This is a genomic window from Pseudarthrobacter sp. RHLT1-30-1, assembly GCF_059383415.1.
Genome location: NZ_JBWZCG010000021.1, coordinates 1 through 14022, shown reverse-complemented (window position 1 = coordinate 14022; position 14022 = coordinate 1). Strand labels below are relative to the sequence as shown.

Below are 14022 nucleotides of genomic sequence, written 5' to 3'. Positions count from 1 at the left end.
GGGACCCGATGACAGACAAGTACACCCAACTGGTCAGCAAGGGCCTCGGCAAGGACATCGCCAGGAAACTCGGGCTGCCCCAGCCGGTGGTGCTGCGGCGCCACCAGCCGGGCCAGCCGCTGGTCACCGGCCCGGTCCTGGTCCAGGGCACGGGCAGCGGCGCTGATGAGCTGGCCTCGGCCCTGCTGGGCTGGCAGCTCGATGTGCGCCGCCATGCGGTGCCCCGGGAAAAGCTGGGCGCCATCATCCTGGTGCTGGATGAGCTTAAACACCCGGAGGACCTGGCGAAGCCGGTCCTCACCGCCGCAGCCTCACTCCGTGACCTGGCGCCCAACGCCCGCGTCATCACAGTCTCCCGCAGCCCCGCTGACGCCGCGGACCCGGCAGCCGCAGCCGCCCGCCAGGGTGTGGACGGTCTGCTCCGCTCCCTGGCCAAGGAACTCCGCGCCGGCGCCACCGGCAACGGCATCCTGCTCGCCGGAAGTGCCGGCACCACCAGCCCCAGCACGCTCGGGGCCCTCGGCTTCTTCCTGTCCGGCCGCTCGGCGTTTGTCGACGGGCAGTTCCTCACCGTCAGCTCCACGGACGGGCAATTGCCGGCCGACGCCGGGAAGCCACTGGCGGGCAAGGTCGCCGTCGTGACCGGAGCCGCCCGCGGGATCGGCGCCGCGATCGCCCGCACGCTCTACCGTGACGGCGCCACGCTCGTCGTCGTCGACATCCCCGCGGCCGGGGACCACCTCGCCGCCGTGGCCAACGAGGTGCACGGCACCGCACTGCAGCTGGACATCAGCCGCGGGGACGCCGGACAGCGGATCATCGAGCACGCCGTGGAACGCCATGGCCGGCTGGACATCGTGATCCACAACGCCGGCATCACCCGGGACAGGCTGCTCGCCAACATGGACGAAGGCCGCTGGAACTCGGTCCTCGGGGTCAACATCGCAGCGCAGCTTCGGATCAACGAGGCGCTGCTGGCCTCAGAGCACTTCCGGAACTCGCCGCGGATCGTGTCTGTGGCCTCCACCAGCGGCATCGCCGGCAACCGCGGCCAGACCAACTATGCCGCCTCAAAGGGCGGTGTGATGGGCATGGTCCGGGCCACGGCAACGCTGATCGGCGCGCGCGGCGGGTCGATCAACGCCGTCGCCCCGGGCTTCATCGAGACGGAGATGACCGCGAAGATCCCGTTCGCCATCCGGGAGGTCGCCCGCCGGCTGAACTCCCTGCAGCAGGGCGGACAGCCCGGTGACGTGGCCGAGGCCATCGCGTTCCTGGCCAGCGACGCGGCTGGTGGCATCTCGGGCGAGGTCCTGCGGGTCTGCGGGCAGAACCTGGTCGGGGCATGACCGCTTCGCAGCCCCTCATCCTGGGCGAGCTGCCGTCGCTGTCGAAGCTGTACCTCAACGCGGCAGCCGCCGCGGCCAGGCGCCGGGTCTTTCTGGGCACGAATGCGGGCGCCGGGCTTCCGGCAGCGCGGCACGAGGTCCGCGACGTCAAGGCGCCGGTGGAGAACCTCACGGCGTATCAGCACCTGATCGGCGAGACCGCGAGCGATGTCCTGCCGGCCGGTTTTGTCCACGCGCTGGCGTTCCCGCTGGCCATGAGTGTGATGACCCGGGATGATTTTCCGCTGCCGCTGCTGGGGATGATCCACCTCGAAAACCGGGTGGTGCAGTCCGCACCCATCCGTTTCACCGAGGCACTGGACCTCCGGGCCTGGGCGGAGAACCTGCGCGGGCACCGGTCCGGCAGCCAGCTGGACCTCGTCACGGAGGTGCGCATTGCGGGGGAGGACGAGGTCCGCTGGCGCGGTGTCTCCAGCTATCTGGCGAAGGGCGTGTTCCTGCCAGGAATCGACAAGCCCACAGCTGCCGTGGCTCCGGCGGGGTTTTCGGCGCCGGATCCGACAGCGTTGTGGCAGCTGGGCGTGGACACGGGGCGCGCTTACGCTGCCGTGTCCGGCGACTTCAACCCGATCCACCTGAGTGTTCTTTCGGCGAAGGCCCTGGGGCTTCGCCGCTCGATCGCGCACGGCATGTATCTGGCGTCGAGGGCACTCGCGGACGTGGGGGCCGCCAAGGGCGACGCGTTTCGCTGGGAGGTGTCCTTCGAGGCGCCGGTGTTCCTGCCGGCCCGGGTGGCGCTGGATATCAGCACCGTGCAGGCGGCTGACGGAGCGTGGCAGCGCTCCGATTATGTCGCGTGGAACTCCCGTTCCGGGCGAAAGCACTTCAGCGGGACGGTCGCCGCGCTCTAGCGGGCTGCTGCGGAGGACTTCACCACACGCAGCATCCGGTGCAGGCTCATCAGGATCGATTCGACGGCGCTGGGGGCGTCGGTTGCTGTTGCTCCGGACCCGACCAGCGCCGTCATCGCCTTGACCGCGGCGTCGGCGGCGTCGATCCGCTCCAGCTGCTGTTCCGGATCCTCCTCCTCGACCGAGCGCAGGACGTCGCCCACAGTCGCCATGGCGTCAGCCAGCGGCGCAGCGTATTCATCCGGCACCACAAAGGGTGTGTCCTCGGCCCAGATGACATCCGCGAGTACCTGGGTCACGTCCTGGACGTGGAAGGTCACCCGTTCCAGGTCCCTCAGGTTGCGGTAGTCCAGTTCGATGTCCCGCGGGTGCAGCCGGCGGCGGGGGTTCGCCCGCCGGCTGGCATCCGCCTTCTCCACGGCCAGCCGGACGGACCGCGCGGAGGCTTCGAGCCCATCAGACCGCTTGGACCAGTCCTCGTGCTTTGGCGGCCAGCTCTCCTTCAGCGCCTTGGCCATGTCCCAGAGCTGCTGGGCGAGGGCCAGGCGCAATTCCGCGATGCTGAGTTCGGCCGCACGGAAATGCAGCGGCGGGAAGACGAGCAGGTTCACGAGGATGCCCACCGAAACGCCGACCCCCATTTGCAGGAGATAGCCGAAGGAGAACTGGTCCGGATTGTGGCCGCCGACCAGCAGGACCAGGAGCGCCGCCGTCGGAATCCAGTCCCGGCCGGCGCCGATCTTGGGGAGTCCGGCCAGGATGACGCCGAAACCCATCACGATACCGACCGTTACCGGCGTCGGGCTGCCGAGGATGAACAGCACAAACGCCAGGCCCACCCCGATCGCCAGCCCCGCGAGCGTCTGAACGCCCTGGCGTACAGAGCCTGCGACGTTCTCGTACATCGCCACCAGGGCGCCGAGGGGAGCGTAATAGGGGTAGTCGGCCGCAGAGCCGGGCATGAAGGGGGCAATGGCGAACGCGATGCCCGCGGCGAGTCCGGCCTTCACAGCCAGCTGCAGCCGCGGCCACAGCAGCGCCGCGGCCACGTTCCCGGTCACGATCCGCCAGACCCGGCGGGGCAGTGAGGGGCCTTCGGTGTGCGGTGCCTCGTCAGTTGTAGTCATCCCGGCTCACCCTAGGCCGGGGAGGTTGCTGCGACAAGTGGACGAACCCCCGCAGGCCGGGGTGGGGTCAGCCCGCCCCGTGCCCAGGGGCGACTTCTTCCCCGGCCCGGACCGGCCCGGGAGGTGTGCCGTGGCCGAAAGGCCGTCCGCCCAGGGATTCCCGGCCGTGCGGGGCCAGCCAGTTGCCCAGCTCCGGCCCGGCCGGAACGATCCCGGTGGGGTTGATGTCCTCATGGACGATGTAATAGTGCTGCTTGATCTGCACAAAGTCGACGGTGTCGCCGAAGCCGGGGGTCTGGAAGAGATCGCGGGCGTAGGCCCACAAAGCGGGCATCTCGCTGAGTTTTTGCCGGTTGCACTTGAAATGTCCGTGGTAGACGGCATCGAACCGGACCAGCGTGGTGAAGAGGCGGACGTCGGCCTCGGTGATCGTGTCACCCACCAGGTAGCGCTGGCCGGAGAGGCGATCCTCCAGCCAGTCCAGGGCGGTCCAGAGCCGGTCGTAGGCGGCGTTGTAGGCCTCCTGCGAGCCGGCAAACCCGCACCGGTAGACACCGTTGTTCACCTCGGTGAAGACCCTCTTACTGACCGTGTCGATCTCCGCGCGCAGTTCCTCCGGATAAAGTTCCGGCGCACCGAGGCGGTGGTATTCAGTCCACTCGGTGGAGAAGTCCAGGGTGATCTGGGGGAAGTTGTTGGTTACCACCTGGCCGCTGTCTGTATCGACCACGGCCGGGACGGTGATGCCGCGGGGATAGTCCGGGAAGCGCCGGAAGTACGCCTCCTGGATCCGTTCCATCCCGAGCACCGGGTCCTTGCCGCCGGGATCCAGGTCGAAGGTCCAGGAGCGCGCATCATGCGTGGGGCCGGGTTGGCCGAGGGAGATGACGTCCTCCAGGCCCAGCAGCCGGCGCACGATCACCGTCCGGTTGGCCCACGGGCAGGCGCGGGCCGCGATCAGCCGGTAGCGTCCGGGCTCGACGGGCCAGCCAGGCTCACCGTTACGGCCGGGGGCGCCGTCGCGCGTGATCCGGTCCTCGATGTAGTTGGTGTCCCGGGTGAACTCCTCCCCGCCGGTGACGTAGGAACCCTTTGTGCTGAATCCGGGGTCGTCCGTGTGTGTTTGGCTCATGGTCCCAGCCTATGCCCCGAACCCGCCGGTCAATGTTGCAGCGGGAAGCAGTGCGCCCGGCCACGCTGCGAACACCTGCGACATGGGCTGCCAGGCGAACCACCAGGCGGCACCGACGACGGCCGCGAACAGCACGATCCACACGGCTGCAGGGATCCGGGTGGCGCGTGCGAGCAGGTAGGCGTCCGACGTCGCCAGCCTGTCCCGGCGCCGCAGGTGCACGTTGACCAGCTTGCCCAGGTCCCGGACGGCGGCGACCAGCAGGGCCAGGCCGAGCACAATCATGACATGGCCGTTGAATTCCGGCGCGACGAACAGCACCAGCAGGACGGCGGAGAGCACCGCGCCGGCGGTGATCAGCAGGCCGATGCCGTTGCGGATGAACAGGAAGGAGGCCAGCAGGATGAGGGTACCGGCCGACATCGCCGCCGGTCCCCAGCCGGTGAAGCCACTCCAGACCATCGCGGCGCCGACGACGGCGGGCACCGGGTAGCCCCAGAAGGTTGACCAGACGGCGGCCAGCGGCCGCCGGCTGTAGGTGGTCGTGGTGCCCGAGTGGTCCAGGCCCAGGCGGATGCCGCCGAGGCGCTGCCCGGTCATCAGCGCGGCGAAGGCGTGGCCGAGTTCGTGGGTTACGGTGGCCAGCAGACCGAAGTACCGCCAGGTCGCCCGCGGCAGGGAGAACGCAACGGCGACCAGGATCACCAGCGCCAGTTCGGTGCCGGTGACGTGCGGGACGGGGGACTGGGTAAATCCCGCGACGATCCGGGCCCACCAGGTTTCGGCAGCGTCGGTCATGCTGTCGTTCGCGGCCGGTGTCCCGCGGTGCCCTGCGGGCCTGCACTGTGCCGGATGCAATACGGCGTCCAGGGCCTCGCCTCCAGCCGGCCCTCCGAAATCTCTTCCCCGCAGACTTCGCAGCCGCCGTAGGTTCCGGCCTCGATCCGGGCCAGGGCAGCCTCGATCTGCGCCAGCCCACGGCGGCTCTGCTCCAGCAGGGCCGAGGCCTGGGAGAGCTCAAAGGCAATCGTCGAGCCCTCGGGGTCGTGTTCGTCGTCGACATTGGAGTCCTGCCGGGCGGCATTCACGGAGCTGATGTCCCGGCGAAGCGCAGGAAGGAGGGCAAGTTTCCGGCGGCGCTCCTCGTGGAGGAGAATCCGGAACCGTTCGACGTCGACCATAGGCTGCAAGGCTAGCGCGGGCGCTGGGCCGCGCCTAAATCCGCTGGCGGCACCGCCCTCGACACAGCCGGCGAGAGCGCCCGGCGGCCAGCCAAAGCCGGCGTAAGCAGGAACCGAGGGGCCCAAAGGCCCAAAGGCCCGGGGCCCCGGGGAGCCGCCGCCGTACAGTAAGGATGAAAGCAAGTCCAACAGCACAGCCAGGAGACGCCATGGACCAGCAAGCGGCCGACACCGCAACCGAGGACCCCGACGAGGAAGCCCAGGCCCTGGCGGCGGTGGAGCAGCACCACGCGGAGATGCTCAAGCGGCTCAACGCGCTGGTGGCGACGCTCAGCCACGCCGTCCAGTCCGGGGACGCCGTGGCGGAGCACGACGCCCATGAGGTGCTGGTGGAGTGGTGCGAGAACGATCTGGTCCCGCATGCGCTGGCCGAGGAGGGTCCGCTTTACGGCGGACCACGGACCATGCCGCAGGGAAGGCTGCTCGTGGAGGGGATGCTGGCCGAGCACCAGGTGATCGTGGGCCTGGTCGAGGAATTGCGCGGAGCGGCCGGGGTGGCCGCCGTGGCTGCCGGCTCCATCCGGAACATTTTCGCCCTACACCTTGACAAGGAGAACCGGCTGCTGATGCCATTCATCGTGGCGTCCCCAGAGCTTTCCCTCGCCCGCGCAGTGCAGGGCCTGCACGAACTGGTCGGCGAAACCCACGTCCATCACCACGGCACGGGGCACGGGGACACCGTCTAGAGTTGCCCCATGGCCGATGGGATGATCCAAAACAACGAACCGGGCGCAGCTGCACTGCTGCGCGAACTCGCGGCAGCCCACGGCGTGGGGACCGCTTACTGGGGCTGGGACGGCGTCGAACGTTCCGTCCCGGACAGCACACTTCGAGGCGTCCTCGGCGCGCTGGGCGTACCGGCCGGGGACACGGACGGGATGGGACGGTCCCTGGCGGAAGCCCGGCTGGCACCGTGGCGTCGGCTGCTTCCTCCGGTCGCCGTGGCCCGTGAGGGGCAGGAGCTCCAGATCCATGTGCATGTGCCGCACGGAAGCGCGGTCAGCGTGTGGATCATCGCGGAGGACGGCAGCCGGTACGAGGCGCCACAGCGGGAGAACTGGGACGCGCCGGTCGACGTCGACGGTGTCCTCACCGGCCGTGCGGCCTTCGCTGTCCCGGACACAATGCCCCTGGGCTGGCACACCCTGCTGGCAGACAACGAAGGCAGGGCCGCCCACTGCTCACTCGTTGTCACACCGCAGAAGCTCCGCACCACCGAGGCGCTCGCCGGGCGGCGTTACTGGGGGCTGACCGCGCAGCTCTATTCCGTGCGGTCCTCCCGGTCCTGGGGGATCGGTGACTTCGCCAACCTCACGGACCTCGCGACGGTCTCGGGCCGGGACGGCGCCGGTTTTCTGCTGGTCAACCCGTTGCACGCCGCGGAGCCCCGGCCGCCGGTCGAGGACTCGCCCTACCTGCCCACGACCAGGCGGTTTTTCCACCCGCTCTACCTCCGCGTGGAGGAGATCCCCGAGTACGGCTACCTAGACCCGGCGGGTCGGGCCGAAGTCGAGCGGCTGGCCAGCCAGCAGCACGCGGTGAACGCGTCCACGGCCCTGCTGGACCGGAACGCCAGTTACGGGGCCAAACTGACCGCCCTTGAGCTAATCTTCGAAGTTCCCCGCGACCCTGCCCGGGCGCACGCCTTCGCAGAGTTCTGCACGGATCAGGGGAAGGGCCTCGACGATTTCGCCCTCTGGTGCGCGCTCGCCGAGAAGCTGGACCCGCAGGCCCCGGAGTGGACCGCGGCGGCAGCCTCTCCCGAGTCTGCCTACTGCTCGGAGCAACGCGCCGTCCTTGCCGGCCGGATCAATTTCCACCGCTGGCTGCAGTGGCTGTGCGACCAGCAGCTTGAAGCCGGCCAGCGCTCGGCCCGGCAGGCGGGCATGGAAATCGGGGTCATCCACGATCTTGCGGTGGGCGTCAAACCCGGGGGAGCGGACGATTGGTCACTTTCCGGTGTGCTGGCCCGGGGCGTCACCGTCGGAGCGCCGCCGGACATGTTCAATCAGCAGGGCCAGAACTGGACCCAACCACCCTGGCATCCGGGCCGGCTCGCCGAGTCCGGTTACGCCGCCTACCGGGACATGCTCCGCACGGTGCTGCGCCATGCCGGCGGCATCCGGGTGGACCACATTCTGGGCCTGTTCCGGTTGTGGTGGATCCCGGAGGGGGCTGGGCCGGGGGAGGGCACGTATGTCTATTACGACCACGAGGCCCTGATCGGCATCCTGGCGCTGGAGGCCCAGCGGGCCGGGGCAATCGTGATCGGCGAGGACCTGGGGGTGTTCGAGCCGTGGGTCCGGGAGTATCTTGCCGGGCGCGGGATCTTCGGCACTTCCATCCTCTGGTTTGAGCACGACGACGACGGCCCGATCCCGCCGGAACGGTACCGGCAGCAGTGCCTGACCAGCGTCAACACCCATGACCTGCCTCCCACGGCCGGGTACCTGGCCGGCGAGCACGTGACGATCCGCGAATCCCTGGGACTGCTGCGGCGCCCGGTGGAAACGGAACGCGCGGAGGCCGCCGCGGAGCAGCAGGCGGTGCTCGGACTCCTGCAGGAACGCGGCCTCCTGCCGGAGCAGCAGGACGTACCGGGCGTTCAGGAGGTGCAGGGCACTGTCGAAGCGCTGTACGCCTTCACCGCCCTGACGCCCTCGTCGCTGCTCGGGGTCGCACTGGTGGATGCGGTCGGCGAAACCCGGACCCAAAACCAGCCCGGAACCAGCACAGAGTACCCCAACTGGCGCATACCACTGGCAGGTCCGCGGGGACCTGTCCTGCTCGACACCCTGCAGGACGATCCAGGTTTCCGCTCCCTCGTTGGCACCATGAAGTCCGCCCTGCAACAGCAGGCGTAGTCGCGGTGAGGCGCGCTGCCAGACCCGCCCTGGCCATATTTCTGGCGCCGGCCCTAGCCGGCTGGATCATGTTGTGATCAACGTGATGGAGAGCAAAGCCGCCAGCCGCGCGCTGGGGGCCGATGACGCGCCGTATCTCAACAGCTTGGCGAGGGTCTACGCCCTGGCAGCCAACTATGATGCAATCACCCGGCCCAGCCTGCCGAACTACCTCGCGCTGACCAGTGCTACCACCGCAGACCTGGAGGAGAACCCATGACGGACGAAACACCGGAACCAATTATCGCCGGCGGGCCCGTGATCCACGGAACTTTGGAGACGATCGGAGGCCGACCAGCGCTGCGCTTCGAGCGCCTCCTCGCGCATCCCGTTGAGCGCGTGTGGCGGGCGTGCAGCGTGCCGGAAGAGCTCGGGAGCTGGTTTCCGGCGGCCGTCGACTGGACACCGGTGGCGGGTGAGACCTTCGACGTCGGCGGCGCGACGCTCGAGGTTACGGCGGTCGATCCAGAGCAGCGTCTCGCATGGATCTACGCCGGCCAGCCGCAGAGCTTCGATCTCGCGGTTGAGGGAGCCGGTTGCCGGTTGACGTTTACCCATGTCATCGACGACCCGGCCCTCGCTGCCCAGACGGCAACCGGCTGGGAGACGTACTTCTCGCGGCTCGACCCACATCTCGACGGCACGGACATCACCGAAGAAGTGGCACACGAGCGGTGGGCGGAGATCCACGAACGCTACGCCGAGCTGTTCGGGGTCGACCCGACGCCGGGGCGGCAATTCGCGGCAGCTCTGCGGGCAGGCCGCCAATAGTCAACTCAGCCGGACCCTGTCGCCGCTTCCCCGTGAGACTTCGCAGCTACGGACTTTCGTGGCGGACGTTCCGGACCGTTCCGGCAACTGAACGCGGAACTCCAGAACACTGTCGTGGTGACTGGCCATGCTGTCTTCGGCCTTACCCCCCAAGCCGCTGCTCAGCCCACCCACGGCGGGGACTCTGGCAGGATGTGATCATGTCGTTCACGCTGCGCCAGCCTTCGCTCCCCGACGCACCACAGATCGCTGAACTTCACGTCGCCACTTGGCGGGAGGCATACTCACATCTGCTCCCTCCGGACTTCTTCAGCGACGAGCACGTCCAGAGCCGTCACCAAATGTGGAACCACATCCTCGGGAACCCACGCAGGGACTGGAGCATCAGAATCGCGGAGAGCAGGGGGCAGATCATCGGCTTCGCGTTCTCCGGCCCGAGCTTCGGGCCGGAAGACCAGGACTTTCCGCGCGAGCGTCAGTTGTTCAGCATTTATGTGGCCGCGGCGCGTTATGCCACCGGAGTAGGACAGTCGTTGCTTGACGCCACGGCCGGGGATGGCCCCGCGATGCTGTGGGTCGCAAAGGACAATGCCCGGGCGGTGGCGTTCTATCGTCGCAACAGGTTCGAGTTCGATGGTGCGCAGCAGGCTGACCCTGGTGCGCCAGGGATTGTCGACGCCCGCATGGTGCGATAGGACCACCGTCATAATTGGTCGCCGCGTCCGGTCTGGGGCCCGATCCTACTGCCGCTTCATCGGCCCGCCGCGCGGCATCCCAGTATTCCCGCCGCCAGTTAAACCTTCTACCCTAGGAACACTAAGTATGGTTCCTATTTCGAAGGGTTTAGCCTGATGCGAAAAGTCCCTGCGCTTGGATTGATGGCGGCAACGATGGTTGCCTTGGCCGGTTGCACCGGCGGCGGGGGGACTGCGGGCCCGTCCGCGACGACGGCGACAACGACGGCCACCGCCACTGCGACGGCGGAAGCCAAGTCTTACAGCGGCGATGAACTCAGAGCCCTGATCTCCGGCAGGACCGATGCGGACGGGAACGAACTCAAGCTGTACTCCAAGGCGCAGGTGGACCAGGGCGGGACAATCGCGAACCTGCTTCTGAGCACAGCGAGCGTGGACCCGGCAGACTGCAAGGGCATCGCCACCGCGGGGCTGCTGGACACCGCACAAAGCGGCGAACTGGCCGTGGCCATTTCCGAAGGTGACCAGCCGCGTACGCTGTCCGCACAATCGGGCAGCGAGGGTCCAGACGCCGTAGAAATTCTGCGGCAGATCAGCGGCAAGACGGGCCAATGCGCCACGTTCTCCGTGTCGGTTCTCGGCCAGACGTACCAGGTCTCCAGCCAAGAGCTGCAGGCGACCACGGATGCCCGGGAGACTTTCGCGACGGTGAGCAGCCGCGGTGAGGCAAACCAGCAGATGCTGATGCAGGTCTCCGCTGCCCGGGGCAGGCTGCTGGTTGTGGCCACCAAGGGCGGCGCGAACCTGGGCGACCCCGACCAGAAAGAGCTCGAAGATCTGATCAATCAGGTGCTGCGGACGGCCGGCGGCGGCAGCACCGCCAGCCCGACGTCGGCCAGCACAACGGTTCCCACCGGCAACGCCCCACCCGACGACGAATCAACGTCAGCTGCCGCTACCGAGCCGGGCGACGATTCGGCCTCGCCGGCGGCCACCGAGCCAGACGACGAGACGCCCGCACCTTAAGCCCGCAACCCGGCGGCATCGGGTGGCGCCCATCTGAGGAGCTTTCGATAACCATCCTGAAAATGATGCCCGAGGCCGAGGACTCCGGCTTGGGCTGAGATCTACGAAGCCGAGTGCCGGGCTCGCCTGCTCTGCTGCCGGCGTCGTTGGCGGCTCCCCACGGCGCAGGGGGCGGTGGCCGGTGGCAGAGGACCTACGCCGTACTCTATGGTGGCACCGCACCGCTGCGTCCGCCGAGCGGTTCCTTTCAGTTGCCGGCCCCTACAGTGATCCTGGCCCCGAACCGCCGCCGCCGTTGTTCTTTCGCCGGGTCCAACGCACTGTCCAGAGGACGACGAGCGTCACGGCCACAATGACGATGACAGCGGTAACCAGCATCACCAGAAATACGCCTACGTGCCAACCCTCAAGTCTCATCGGTCCCCAATCCCGTTCGATATTGTGCCGACTCTACCCGTCGGACCGAGAGGCACGTATGGGGCTGCGGACTCGTAGGTCTCACTGAACGGTGATTCTGATTCCGGCGACCGCCCCGGTCCAGGCGCCAGTTGGGTCAGGGCGGGTCAAGTGGGCACTGACGTACCCCTTCTGCAGCTGGACGATCTGCGTCTGGGCACCCGAGCAATCGACTTCGAACACCACGTGCCCGGTTCCGGCCTCCGTGTCCTGGGAGAGGTAGATCTGGGCCCGGGGGATACCCACACACGCCAGGGTGACAGTGTGCGGACCAGCGGACCCCACTGCGGCGACCTTGGTGAAGCCGGCAGCGGGCCCGTCAGCCGGTCCGGCATCGGTAAGGAGCGCAGATCCGGTGGCTCCTGCCAGCCGCTGAAGCAGTTCGTCGTAGTTTCGTGCCTCGACACCAAGAACTCCAGGGTCCTCCGCAGGGACGGCCGGCGCGGATCGGTGGCTCCCCCCGGCCGCCGTCGGCTGGGCATCGCCGTCGGACTCAAAGGCGCAGGCGCCCAGGCCGTGCGTCAGCAGTATGCCACCAATGAGTGCCGCAGTGCAGCGGACCGTTTTCGTTCCCCCATGACCTGCCATGCGCCGAGTCTACGGACCGTGCACCGAATGACAAGCCGGCCGACCGCGGAGCTTGATTCTATCGGGGGAACGCTCGGGTGGGGACACGACGCGGGGGCCATCCAGATTGCGGGCAATTCCGTGAACGGGCCAATCCATGAAAGCGGGATCGACTGGGCCAGTCATCGGGACCGACGGCGGCTACCGGCCCGTGCTGCAGCGCGGGGGCGGCGCGGTCATCAACTTGATCGACGACGCCGCTCTGGCGCTCCATTCCTGCGAAGAGCGCCCGAATCCGGCCCGCGGCGCGTACATGCAGAAAGTCCTGGCCCTGATGCTCACCAGGAGCCGTCCCAGGGCAGAGGCACTGACTCCCTACTCGGAGGTCAGTTAGACCCGGCCGATCCAGCGGCCGTTGTCCGGGACCCCTCAGAGTCACGGAGCCGGTTCGACTGAGTACGGAATGCTGGCTGTAGTCTGACAGCGAACTACTAATCCTTGGGGGACCCATGAACGACAATATTCCGCCGGCGCCGCAGTACCAGGGGAACCCGGTTCCTGAAAGCTCCGGGCCGGCGCAGTACGCGCCCCAGACGCCGGCTGGCGTGCCCTATCCGCAGCAGCTGCAGCAGCCATACTTCCAGCAGCAGCCACCTCCCTATGCCTACCCGCAGCCGCCGTACGGAATGTACGTCAAGGCGCCTCAGGGCTGGGATCCGAACCGTCCCAAGCCGTCCGGTTTTCGGATCGCGGCAGGAATCGTCGGCATCGCGTGCGGTACCTGGTTCCTGGTGCCCTCCATCGCCGGCTTTCAAAACGAAGGCGGAGTCGTCTTCATGGCGTTCCTCATCCTGGTGGCAGCACTGGGAAGCATCACCGCGGGCATCATTCTGCTGGCCAATCAGCGCCAACGCCGCCGGGCGGCTCCCGTAACGTCTCTGAGCTTCGCCGGCCTCACAGTGCTCCTCGGCCTGATCGGTCTGGCGGTGCCTTACTACGGTGCGGCGCTGCTCCTGTCCGCAGTGGTTCTGGCCGGGCCGGTTCTCATCGTCATGGGCCTTGGACTTGCCAGGGAGAAGCGCGGGCTCTGACCCGCCGGCCGATCCGTCACGGAAGACCCTCCGGCCGGCGTCGAAGGCGGCAGGACCGACGTCGATGATCCTGCTGCCATGGTTCGGTCGCATTCGCCTCCGGCTCGCAGAGGGCAACCGACTCGTTTCACCCGAGTGCCTCGGATCCCCACAACGGTCCGAGCGGCGTTTGACGACTCCGGCTGCGGCGTCGAACGCGGCTCCCTGGGAATCTCCAGGAATCAGTCGTGCGGTTCGACGATAAGTATGGCGCTCGATGTCACCTTCCCCTCCCTAAGACGAGATCCCTCGCTGGTGTACCAGACCGCTGAGGGATCCGCATGCGGGTGTTGCGTTGAGGGGATGGACGCTCATCTGGACTCTGCTCGAAGCCTTTTTCGACGTGCCGGCGCGCGACCACAACGCCATGCTCGCCGGGAAAGGAATGCTCCGGGATGCGCTGGACCAGCCGGTGAAGCGGGGGACCCACATTCGGAGGGCGCTAACGGAAAACAGGTTAAGTACTTACCCAAGAACGCACTGGTCCTCAAGACCCTCGATGTCCAGTGCCGCGAGCGTACCCCGGCGGCGGCACCCTTGTTCGAGACCGCAGACATTCCGGTTGTAGCCGGGAAGGCTACACCGCGGGCGGGGCGTGGGTCGCTAGTGTAGCGTGTCGTTGATTCCTTTGGGTCTGATTGTTTGTCAGACTTGATTCATGGTTTATCTGGCGAAGGCATTGGAGTTGCGTGACGGGGACAGAGGCGCCCTGGA

16 protein-coding genes are annotated in these 14022 nt (G+C 67.7%); 10 read left to right on the top strand and 6 right to left on the bottom strand.

Features of this window, described 5'->3' with window-relative positions:
- Window positions 1-8: 8 nt before the first annotated feature.
- Both AC50YM_RS14760 and AC50YM_RS14755 read left to right on the top strand, forming a co-directional pair.
- Window positions 9-1349: a 3-oxoacyl-ACP reductase gene (locus AC50YM_RS14760; protein WP_494957708.1), complete on the top strand. Its 1341-nt coding sequence runs from the start codon at window positions 9-11 to the stop codon at window positions 1347-1349.
- Window positions 1346-2260 carry a MaoC/PaaZ C-terminal domain-containing protein gene (locus AC50YM_RS14755; protein ID WP_494957707.1) on the top strand — a complete coding sequence of 305 codons (915 nt, stop codon included), beginning with the start codon at window positions 1346-1348 and terminating at the stop codon, window positions 2258-2260. The genes AC50YM_RS14760 and AC50YM_RS14755 overlap by 4 nt, the downstream gene beginning before the upstream one ends.
- On the opposite strand, the gene AC50YM_RS14750 is transcribed toward AC50YM_RS14755, so the two are convergent.
- The 4 genes from AC50YM_RS14750 to AC50YM_RS14735 all read right to left on the bottom strand — a co-directional run bounded on the left by AC50YM_RS14750 (window position 2257) and on the right by AC50YM_RS14735 (window position 5700).
- Window positions 2257-3387, bottom strand: coding sequence for an FUSC family protein (locus tag AC50YM_RS14750; RefSeq protein ID WP_494957706.1), 1131 nt, complete (start codon window positions 3385-3387; stop codon window positions 2257-2259). The genes AC50YM_RS14755 and AC50YM_RS14750 overlap by 4 nt on opposite strands.
- Before the next feature lie 67 nt (window positions 3388-3454).
- Window positions 3455-4519 carry a glutathione S-transferase family protein gene (locus tag AC50YM_RS14745; protein ID WP_494957705.1) on the bottom strand — a complete coding sequence of 355 codons (1065 nt, stop codon included), beginning with the start codon at window positions 4517-4519 and terminating at the stop codon, window positions 3455-3457.
- A gap of 9 nt (window positions 4520-4528) precedes the next feature.
- Entirely contained in the window at window positions 4529-5317 is a 789-nt protein-coding gene (locus tag AC50YM_RS14740; protein WP_494957704.1) for a M50 family metallopeptidase, read from the bottom strand.
- Window positions 5314-5700, bottom strand: coding sequence for a TraR/DksA family transcriptional regulator (locus AC50YM_RS14735; protein ID WP_494957703.1), 387 nt, complete (start codon window positions 5698-5700; stop codon window positions 5314-5316). The genes AC50YM_RS14740 and AC50YM_RS14735 overlap by 4 nt, the downstream gene beginning before the upstream one ends.
- Window positions 5701-5909: 209 nt before the next feature.
- Here AC50YM_RS14735 and AC50YM_RS14730 point away from each other — a divergent pair, with 209 nt between their 5' ends.
- From AC50YM_RS14730 to AC50YM_RS14705, 6 genes are all read left to right on the top strand, one after another.
- Window positions 5910-6446 carry a hemerythrin domain-containing protein gene (locus AC50YM_RS14730; RefSeq protein ID WP_494957702.1) on the top strand — a complete coding sequence of 179 codons (537 nt, stop codon included), beginning with the start codon at window positions 5910-5912 and terminating at the stop codon, window positions 6444-6446.
- Between the two features lie 9 nt (window positions 6447-6455).
- Window positions 6456-8624 carry a 4-alpha-glucanotransferase gene (malQ, locus tag AC50YM_RS14725; RefSeq protein ID WP_494957701.1) on the top strand — a complete coding sequence of 723 codons (2169 nt, stop codon included), beginning with the start codon at window positions 6456-6458 and terminating at the stop codon, window positions 8622-8624.
- A 73-nt stretch (window positions 8625-8697) separates the two neighbouring features.
- The gene (locus tag AC50YM_RS14720) at window positions 8698-8883 is read left to right on the top strand and encodes an alkaline phosphatase family protein (RefSeq protein ID WP_494957700.1); all 186 of its coding nucleotides are present in this window, start codon (window positions 8698-8700) and stop codon (window positions 8881-8883) included.
- Window positions 8880-9434, top strand: a complete 555-nt coding sequence (locus AC50YM_RS14715; RefSeq protein WP_494957699.1) for an SRPBCC domain-containing protein — start codon at window positions 8880-8882, stop codon at window positions 9432-9434. The genes AC50YM_RS14720 and AC50YM_RS14715 overlap by 4 nt, the downstream gene beginning before the upstream one ends.
- 200 nt (window positions 9435-9634) lie before the next feature.
- Window positions 9635-10129 (top strand): GNAT family N-acetyltransferase, encoded by a 495-nt coding sequence (locus AC50YM_RS14710; RefSeq protein ID WP_494957698.1) that lies wholly within the window; start codon window positions 9635-9637, stop codon window positions 10127-10129.
- A 183-nt stretch (window positions 10130-10312) separates the two neighbouring features.
- Window positions 10313-11155 (top strand): hypothetical protein, encoded by an 843-nt coding sequence (locus AC50YM_RS14705; RefSeq protein WP_494957697.1) that lies wholly within the window; start codon window positions 10313-10315, stop codon window positions 11153-11155.
- Window positions 11156-11416: 261 nt separating this feature from the next.
- On the opposite strand, the gene AC50YM_RS14700 is transcribed toward AC50YM_RS14705, so the two are convergent.
- A complete protein-coding gene (locus AC50YM_RS14700; RefSeq protein ID WP_494957696.1) occupies window positions 11417-11572 on the bottom strand; it encodes a hypothetical protein in 156 nt (51 codons plus the stop codon).
- 81 nt (window positions 11573-11653) lie between these two features.
- Window positions 11654-12199, bottom strand: coding sequence for a hypothetical protein (locus tag AC50YM_RS14695; protein ID WP_494957695.1), 546 nt, complete (start codon window positions 12197-12199; stop codon window positions 11654-11656).
- A 136-nt stretch (window positions 12200-12335) separates the two neighbouring features.
- On the opposite strand from AC50YM_RS14695, the gene AC50YM_RS14690 reads away from it, so the two are divergent.
- Both AC50YM_RS14690 and AC50YM_RS14685 read left to right on the top strand, forming a co-directional pair.
- A complete protein-coding gene (locus AC50YM_RS14690; RefSeq protein WP_494957694.1) occupies window positions 12336-12572 on the top strand; it encodes a hypothetical protein in 237 nt (78 codons plus the stop codon).
- A gap of 115 nt (window positions 12573-12687) precedes the next feature.
- Window positions 12688-13269, top strand: coding sequence for a hypothetical protein (locus AC50YM_RS14685; protein WP_494957693.1), 582 nt, complete (start codon window positions 12688-12690; stop codon window positions 13267-13269).
- Window positions 13270-14022 lie beyond the last annotated feature (753 nt).

Excerpts from the sequence above, each read along its gene's own strand:
- AC50YM_RS14760 (WP_494957708.1), top strand. The coding sequence starts at position 9 with ATGACAGACAAGTACACCCAACTGGTCAGCAAGGGCCTCGGCAAGGAC.
- AC50YM_RS14755 (WP_494957707.1), top strand. The coding sequence starts at position 1,346 with ATGACCGCTTCGCAGCCCCTCATCCTGGGCGAGCTGCCGTCGCTGTCG.
- AC50YM_RS14750 (WP_494957706.1), bottom strand. The coding sequence starts at position 3,387 with ATGACTACAACTGACGAGGCACCGCACACCGAAGGCCCCTCACTGCCC.
- AC50YM_RS14745 (WP_494957705.1), bottom strand. The coding sequence starts at position 4,519 with ATGAGCCAAACACACACGGACGACCCCGGATTCAGCACAAAGGGTTCC.
- AC50YM_RS14740 (WP_494957704.1), bottom strand. The coding sequence starts at position 5,317 with ATGACCGACGCTGCCGAAACCTGGTGGGCCCGGATCGTCGCGGGATTT.
- AC50YM_RS14735 (WP_494957703.1), bottom strand. The coding sequence starts at position 5,700 with ATGGTCGACGTCGAACGGTTCCGGATTCTCCTCCACGAGGAGCGCCGC.
- AC50YM_RS14730 (WP_494957702.1), top strand. The coding sequence starts at position 5,910 with ATGGACCAGCAAGCGGCCGACACCGCAACCGAGGACCCCGACGAGGAA.
- malQ (WP_494957701.1), top strand. The coding sequence starts at position 6,456 with ATGGCCGATGGGATGATCCAAAACAACGAACCGGGCGCAGCTGCACTG.
- AC50YM_RS14715 (WP_494957699.1), top strand. The coding sequence starts at position 8,880 with ATGACGGACGAAACACCGGAACCAATTATCGCCGGCGGGCCCGTGATC.
- AC50YM_RS14710 (WP_494957698.1), top strand. The coding sequence starts at position 9,635 with ATGTCGTTCACGCTGCGCCAGCCTTCGCTCCCCGACGCACCACAGATC.
- AC50YM_RS14705 (WP_494957697.1), top strand. The coding sequence starts at position 10,313 with ATGGCGGCAACGATGGTTGCCTTGGCCGGTTGCACCGGCGGCGGGGGG.
- AC50YM_RS14700 (WP_494957696.1), bottom strand. The coding sequence starts at position 11,572 with ATGAGACTTGAGGGTTGGCACGTAGGCGTATTTCTGGTGATGCTGGTT.
- AC50YM_RS14695 (WP_494957695.1), bottom strand. The coding sequence starts at position 12,199 with ATGGCAGGTCATGGGGGAACGAAAACGGTCCGCTGCACTGCGGCACTC.
- AC50YM_RS14690 (WP_494957694.1), top strand. The coding sequence starts at position 12,336 with ATGAAAGCGGGATCGACTGGGCCAGTCATCGGGACCGACGGCGGCTAC.
- AC50YM_RS14685 (WP_494957693.1), top strand. The coding sequence starts at position 12,688 with ATGAACGACAATATTCCGCCGGCGCCGCAGTACCAGGGGAACCCGGTT.